The organism is Litorivivens sp. (assembly GCF_041625495.1).
Classification (GTDB): Bacteria; Pseudomonadota; Gammaproteobacteria; order Pseudomonadales; family Spongiibacteraceae; genus Litorivivens.
Map to the genome: position 1 here is coordinate 1 of NZ_JBFJTH010000189.1, position 6591 is coordinate 6591.

The 6591-nt window shown below is 53.8% G+C and carries 9 protein-coding genes; all 9 read right to left on the reverse strand.

Going from position 1 to position 6591, the window contains the following annotated elements; all coding sequences use genetic code 11:
• Positions 1-93: 93 nt before the first annotated feature.
• Positions 94-1230 carry a flagellar biosynthesis protein FlhB gene (flhB, locus tag ABYP39_RS16360; RefSeq protein ID WP_372748061.1) on the reverse strand — a complete coding sequence of 379 codons (1137 nt, stop codon included), beginning with the start codon at positions 1228-1230 and terminating at the stop codon, positions 94-96.
• Positions 1223-2008: a flagellar biosynthetic protein FliR gene (gene fliR, locus ABYP39_RS16365; protein ID WP_372748062.1), complete on the reverse strand. Its 786-nt coding sequence runs from the start codon at positions 2006-2008 to the stop codon at positions 1223-1225. The genes flhB and fliR overlap by 8 nt, the downstream gene beginning before the upstream one ends.
• A 2-nt stretch (positions 2009-2010) precedes the next feature.
• Complete coding sequence (gene fliQ, locus ABYP39_RS16370; protein WP_372783613.1) at positions 2011-2256, reverse strand: flagellar biosynthesis protein FliQ; 246 nt, start codon at positions 2254-2256, stop codon at positions 2011-2013.
• A 31-nt stretch (positions 2257-2287) separates the two neighbouring features.
• Complete coding sequence (gene fliP / locus ABYP39_RS16375; RefSeq protein ID WP_372748064.1) at positions 2288-3025, reverse strand: flagellar type III secretion system pore protein FliP; 738 nt, start codon at positions 3023-3025, stop codon at positions 2288-2290.
• Complete coding sequence (locus ABYP39_RS16380) at positions 3022-3549, reverse strand: FliO/MopB family protein (protein WP_372758243.1); 528 nt, start codon at positions 3547-3549, stop codon at positions 3022-3024. The genes fliP and ABYP39_RS16380 overlap by 4 nt, the downstream gene beginning before the upstream one ends.
• A complete protein-coding gene (gene fliN, locus ABYP39_RS16385; protein ID WP_372758244.1) occupies positions 3549-3881 on the reverse strand; it encodes a flagellar motor switch protein FliN in 333 nt (110 codons plus the stop codon). Before fliN ends, ABYP39_RS16380 begins: the two co-directional genes overlap by 1 nt.
• 13 nt (positions 3882-3894) lie before the next feature.
• The gene (locus tag ABYP39_RS16390) at positions 3895-4875 is read right to left on the reverse strand and encodes a flagellar motor switch protein FliM (protein ID WP_372748067.1); all 981 of its coding nucleotides are present in this window, start codon (positions 4873-4875) and stop codon (positions 3895-3897) included.
• 20 nt (positions 4876-4895) lie between these two features.
• Positions 4896-5366 (reverse strand): flagellar basal body-associated protein FliL, encoded by a 471-nt coding sequence (gene fliL / locus ABYP39_RS16395; protein WP_372783615.1) that lies wholly within the window; start codon positions 5364-5366, stop codon positions 4896-4898.
• 144 nt (positions 5367-5510) lie between these two features.
• On the reverse strand, positions 5511-6591 hold a 1081-nt coding region (locus ABYP39_RS16400), incomplete at its 5' end, for a flagellar hook-length control protein FliK (protein WP_372783617.1).

A 6591-nucleotide genomic window follows, 5' to 3' on the forward strand; every position in this document is an offset into this window, starting at 1 on the left:
CATCAGCATCAGCAGCACGCCCAAACCGCGCTCCATAAAACCTTCGAGCCAAACCGGCATTTTGTTGCTCAGGGTAGCCATAGTCGCTGTCCTTTATTCGGCGCGCGGGTGTAACCCACGCAAAAATTCGTCGTCAACTGCCGGTTCCGGCTGCACGGGGTATTCGCCGCCGATCGCCTGGTAGTCGCGTAATTGGTATACATAAGCCAGAATCTGGGCCACCGCGAGATAAAGACCGCCTGGGATTTCACGACCAATATCTGTAGTTGCATATACCGCCCGCGCCAGGCGCGGCGATTCCACAATAGGCACATCGTTTTCACCCGCGACCTCCCGTATCTTGGCCGCTATCAGGTCAGCACCTTTGGCCAGTACGATCGGGGCACCGCCGCGTACCTCGTCATATTTCAGGGCAACCGAGTAGTGTGTGGGGTTGGTTATAACCACATCGGCGGTGGGCACATCGGCCATCATTCGTCGTCGCGCAGCGGCCTGCTGCATTTCCCGCAGCTTGCTTTTTACTTCTGGGCGGCCGTCGGTTTCCTTCATCTCATCGCGAACTTCCTGCTTGGTCATCCGCAGTTCTTTCTGGTGATTCCACTTCTGAAATGGCACGTCGATACAGGCAATGATAATGAGCGGCAAACTGGTAATCAGAAAAAACCAGCCGAGAATGCCCAGTGCATCGCGAATGGCCTTATCGGGGGCCTGCATGATCAGACCTATGATTTGATCTTGCATCATCATCACGCCCAAGACGGCGGCGGCACCCACCAGCAGGAGCTTGCCGATAGATTTGAACAGCTCAACCAAGCTCTTCAGTGAAAAAAGCCGGCCAAGCCCTTTCACCGGGTCAATGCGTTCAGGTTTAAACGCAAGCGAAAAGGTCCAGCCGCCGAGGGCTACATTGGCCACTGCCGAAGCCACAAAAACCACAGCCATCAGCGGAATGCAAAGCATAAGCGCCTCTACCAGCATGTTAAAAAACAGGCCCGGAAGTTGCGCGGGATCAGAGATCGTCAGGTAATCTTCACTAAAGGATTGCGAGAACAACCTAAGTGTACCCTCCCCCAGGCCCTGGCTGGCAAAGGCCATCATGCAGGCTCCTGCCAACGTTACCAGGGTGGTGGACAATTCCTTCGAGCGGGGAACCTGCCCTTTACTTTTGGCATCGTTGCGCTTTTTCTGGGTGGGTTCTTCTGTACGTTCCTGACCGCTGTCTTCAGCCACGCTGACCTCCCGCCAGCAAGGCATTCGCAGTTTCGAAAGCAGGTTCGATGAGGGTTTCAAGTGCCGGCACAAACAATGGCATCAATTGCTGCAGAACCACATACCCCACCAGAATCGCAATGGGAAAGCCGACCGCGAACAAGTTAAGCGTGGGAGCGGCACGGCTGATAACACCGACACCTATCTGCACGACCAGTAGTGCAATCACTGCAGGCAGCGCGATACGGATGGCGCCACTGAATATCTCTGCGCTCCATTGAATGATAATCCCGATGGTCTCGGGGCCGAAGGCCGTGAGACCGGCTGGCCAGATATGAAAGCTGTTAGCTACTAGCTTTAAAAACTCAAGGTGACCGCCCATAGCCAGAAAAATCAGCAGGGTAATTAGCAGGAAATACTGGCTGAGTATGGGTACTGAATTGCCGCGCTGGGGATCAACCATCATGGCAAAGCCTAACCCCATGCCCATGGAAATTGTTTGTCCGGCGAAAACAATGGCTTCAAAAACCAGCTGAATCAGAAACCCCAAACAGATGCCGATCAGAATTTCGTTTGCGGCCAGTAGCACCGCTTCAAAGCCCAGCGCGTTGATCGGCTGGGGTGTGGGCAGTACCGGCGCAACAACCAGCGCGGTCATCAATGCCAAGCCGACACGCACGCGTACCGGCACGTAAGATGAGCCAAACAGCGGCGCCGCCATCATTGCGCCGGTAATGCGAAGAAACGGCAACCAGACTGATGCAATCCAGGCGCCGATCTGGGCTTCATCAAGGATCATGATTAGCCAACCATGGCGGGTATGGATTCGAAGATGCGCAGCGTAAAATCCATTGCCAGACGCAACATCCAGGGCCCCGCAATACCCAATGCGATAACAAAAACGACAAGCTTGGGGATAAAACTCAGCGTCATATCCTGAATTTGCGTGGCAGCCTGGAACATGCCGATCAGAATGCCGGCGGCCAGTGCCGATAGCAGTAGCGGTGCTGCAAGCAGTACCGAAATAGTCATGGCCTGCCGACCCAAATCAACAACGGTTTACGGTGTCATGGTTACCTCAGGTAGTAAAACTTGCCGCTAATGAGCCCATCAACAGCACCCAGCCATCAACCAGTACAAACAGCATGATTTTAAATGGCAGTGATACCAGCATGGGCGAAAGCATCATCATGCCAAGCGACATCAGAATGCTGGCCACGACCAGATCAATCACAACAAAGGGAATAAAAAGCAGAAACCCGATTTGAAACGCCGTTTTCAACTCACTGGTCAGGAACGACGCCATCAAGACAAAAAACGGCACGTCCTCAGGTGACTCCAGGCTGTTAATTCCGGCGATACCCGCGAACATCGCGATATCTGCCTCACGTGTTTGGGCAAGCATAAAATCACGGAACGGCGAAAACCCTACAGAAATGGCCTCGGTAAAGGGCATGTCCCCCGCGAGATAAGGGGTCAAGGCCTGTGTGTTCACAGTTTGTAGTACCGGAAACATGATAAACAGCGTAAGAAACAGCGCGATACTGAGTAGCACCTGATTTGAGGGAGCGGACCCGGTGCCCAGAGCCTGACGCAGAATCGCCAGGACAATGATGATGCGTGTAAACGCGGTCATACCCAGCAGCATCGCGGGCAGTAGCGTCAGCACAGTCATCAACGCCAGTAGCTGGATAGACAAAGTATATTCAGACGCGCCGCCAGCGCCGGTTTCCACGGTGATCGCGGGCAATCCAGCCTGCTGTGCGAAAACGGGTAACGGCACAAGTAAAGCCAGCATCAACAACGAGCGCATCATCGCTTGCCTCCCCTGCCCGTCGTTAGCTGGCTCAGGTAGTCGGCAAAACCGGTACCGACTTGAGCATTCTCAATATCCGGGGGAGCGTCACCTTGCCAGCTGTGAAGCGTGCGCAGGTTGTTGCCCGCATAGCCCACCAGAATATTTTCATCACCAACTCTGAGTAGCAAAATCTTTTCTTTTACACCCAACGATAGCTGAGAGGTCACAGCTATTTTCTGAGTTGATACACCGATTACGCCACGGCCGCGACGCAGTACCCACGCGCAGGCGAAAAGTACCGCCAATACCACCAAGAGGCTGAAAATCACACTGAACGCATTGCCATAAGACAGGGGTTCCAGCGGCACTTTCTCGACAGACTCGGCGACCAAGACGCTGGAGTCAGCGGCTTCCGCAAGCACTGTACTGCAGTGCAGCGCAAGGCTGGCGGCTATTAGTCGCGCTTTGTGTGTTGTCGGAAAGGATATGGCATTAGCTGGCATCAGCAGATTCTCGTCTAACAAACGATAGTTTCGGGCCATCAGTTCAGGCGTCGTACACGTTCTTCCGGGCTGACCACTTCGGTAAGCTTGACGCCAAATTTTTCTTTCACCACGACAATCTCGCCACGCGCCACAAGCGTACCGTTAACCAGGACATCCAGCGGTTCGCCAGCCATTCGGTTAAGATCCACAACGGAACCCTGATTCAATTGCAGCAGTTCGCGTATGCTTAACTCCGCCCTGCCCAGTTCAATCGACAGCGCTACGTTTACGTCCAGCAGCATGTCCAGGTTGATTTCGCCGCCTCCGGCTGCCGGTGATGCGGTGAGCTCTTCCATCGCGGCTGCTTCTGTAGGTGTGTTGTCGCTCATGGAGCCATCCTCACTACTTGATTCGTTGCATGGGACTGCGCAGAGTCTCAAGAATCTGCGCGGCCAGTTGTCCGTCGTGCACCCCAAATTGCGCCCGCATCAGTCGGATACCGCCAATTTTGAGCTCAATATTTTTCGGGTCGTTAATGGCGATTACGTCGCCGGTCTTCAGTTGCAGGGCATTTTTCAGTTTGATCTTCTGCTCGGCGACCACGGCAACCAGCTCTACTTTGGCGTCTTCCAGACCGTCGACGAAATTAGCGCTCCAGTTGGGGTCCGATGGCAGGGCCTGCTGATTGGCCGTAATTTTCAATTGCTCGCGAATAGGCTCTAGACCTTTCCACGGCACCAACAGCCAGATGCCACCTTCGCTGGAATCAAAGGTCACCGCAAAACGGGTGGCTATCAGCGTTTCATTGTCGTCAAGAACATCAACGTGTTTTGGATCAGATTCCCGCCCGATGACCGTTGGCGCAATATCCAGAAAGTTGTGCCAGGCCGGCGCCAACTCTGCGATAAGGTCTTCCACAAATAGCTGGCTAAGTTGAACTTCGGTGGCGGAAAATTTTTCGGTGGTTCGCGACTTGCGCAGGCTGCTACCACCGCCGAAATAGCGGTTGACGATGTCAAACACCAGATCGGATTCAATCGCCAGTAGCATAGGCATGGCAATGGGCGCCGCATTCAGTACGGTCAGGCTACAGGGTGTTGCTAGGCGTGGTGCGAGCTCGGCGAGATCAGTAACAATCATTTCGTCGACTTTAACTTCACAGCTATTCGAGGCTAACTGCCCCGTCTTGTCGCGAATCGCTTCAGCGTAGGCCTCTTGAACTTCACGCAAGGGTTCCATCAAGCGCTGCAAGGCGTAGTGGTGTCGGTTAAAGTTATAACGTGTACCGAAGCCGATGTCGGTACTGGTTTGTGTGTCGAGTTCACCCGTCTCAAGCCCTCCCATGAGGGCATCGATTTCTTCCTGGTCCAATACACCTGCCATCTCGCTGTCTCCCTGCTCGGCTACTGGATCACAAACTTGGTGAAATACACCGCTTCTATTGCATCCATTTTCGCGGCTTCTTCGTTCAACACTTTGTTGATCGCCATTTTGGCGTTGGTCTGGATGGTAGATTTGCCGTCGGGTTGGCGCAGATCGTCAACGGTCAGAGAGCCCAGCTGGAAAATCAGGTCATTGCGAATACGTGTGTTGTGAGTTTCCAGAAGCTCCGCAACACTCTCATCACGGGTCATCACTTCCAGCTGTACTTGCAGAAAACGCATCTTGCCACTGCCTTGCAGGTTAACGACCAGCGACGGATCTATGGATAGATATAGAGGGGGCTTTTTTGATTTCGGAGCAACGGCGCTCTCTTCTGTTACAGAATCGGTGCCTGTTGCTGGCATGGTGCTGAGAAACATAAACCAGGTACCAGCGACCGACGCCAGAATAAGCACTGTCTGCGCAGCGGCGATGATAACAATATTCTTCATGCTCGATTAACCTCCTGCCAGGCAGGGGTTTCCTGCCAAAAATCGGACAATACTCGAACTAAAGCAAAGCTTGTGCCAGCATTTAACTCATTGTTTTTTAAGAATTAATATCGAACGGTTTGACGGGTGACAGTTTTTTGGCGGTTAGGCGTAGGCGTCGATAGAAGCGTCGCCACGGCTTACAACAACGACTTCAGCTTCTTCAGCCATCTCCTCGGCATCATCTGCCATACTCGCCCCTAGCTTACGCTGGGAGTGTTCCTGCTGCGCAGATTTGGCAGAGTTGTTATCTGCAAATAGCGGTGACGAGCTCATTTTAACATCGTCAAGTTTCAGCCCCTGTTGCTCTAGCGACTGTTGTAATTTGGGCAGCATGGATTCTATCAGGTCGCCTGTGTCGCTCTGCTGAGCGTGAATCTCAATCTGTGCAGCTGCATTGGAGATGGATACGCGAATTTCCACTGCGCCCAACTCTAGGGGTTTGAGTTGCAAAGTCGCCTGCTGGTTATCCTGTCGGCTCAGCCAGATGATTTTCTCGCCCAGACTATCAACCAGAGGTTCCCCTGAGTGCAAAACCGGTGCACCGGGTTGTACCGAGGTCGTAGCCGTTAGCGGCGTTGCCGAGGGTTGCGGAAGTATTCCATTGAGAGGTAATGCGTCCGAGCTTGTTGCAGATACCGAGGTTAGCGCCTCGGTGCGCTCGCGCCGCAGATCAAAACGCTGGATTGGCGATGTTGGCAGCTCGACGTGCACCGCTGGTGTTTCAGCCAGCGCTCTGCTCGCCTGTGCCAGCGGCGTATTGGTGAACTCCATTGTTTGTGTATGACGTCGCGACACCTCACTGGCAGCTACGTGAGCTTTGTTATCAGATGATGCCGGTGTGTTCAGTGCGGCTTCCGTGACGTCCCCCGAGCGTATTGGTCCTGTACGGAACGCCTGATTCTTCGTGGCAGCCGCGAGCGTATCTCGGGAGTGTTCGCTCGCTGAACCCACTCCGGCTTCACTGTCGACCGCCTCTGTCACTACGCCACGGCTAGGTGCATTTGTTAGCGGAGCCGCAGCGGAAAGATTTTGCCGCTGCAACGGAAGCTCATTGCCGCCAGCTTTGGAGATCATGGCTTTCGGCAGTGGAGTGAGCAAGTTAATGGCCGACGTATCCGTTGTGCCGTCGAGCTGGGTATTCAATTCATCAGCGGCGTCTTCGCCAGTGTTTTCGTTATTCGCG

What these genes read in the sequence shown, in the direction of transcription:
- fliR (WP_372748062.1), bottom strand. Translation starts at nt 2,008, where the DNA reads ATGATCCTTGATGAAGCCCAGATCGGCGCCTGGATTGCATCAGTCTGG.
- fliN (WP_372758244.1), bottom strand. Translation starts at nt 3,881, where the DNA reads ATGAGCGACAACACACCTACAGAAGCAGCCGCGATGGAAGAGCTCACC.
- ABYP39_RS16380 (WP_372758243.1), bottom strand. Translation starts at nt 3,549, where the DNA reads ATGGCCCGAAACTATCGTTTGTTAGACGAGAATCTGCTGATGCCAGCT.
- fliP (WP_372748064.1), bottom strand. Translation starts at nt 3,025, where the DNA reads ATGATGCGCTCGTTGTTGATGCTGGCTTTACTTGTGCCGTTACCCGTT.
- ABYP39_RS16390 (WP_372748067.1), bottom strand. Translation starts at nt 4,875, where the DNA reads ATGGCAGGTGTATTGGACCAGGAAGAAATCGATGCCCTCATGGGAGGG.
- fliL (WP_372783615.1), bottom strand. Translation starts at nt 5,366, where the DNA reads ATGAAGAATATTGTTATCATCGCCGCTGCGCAGACAGTGCTTATTCTG.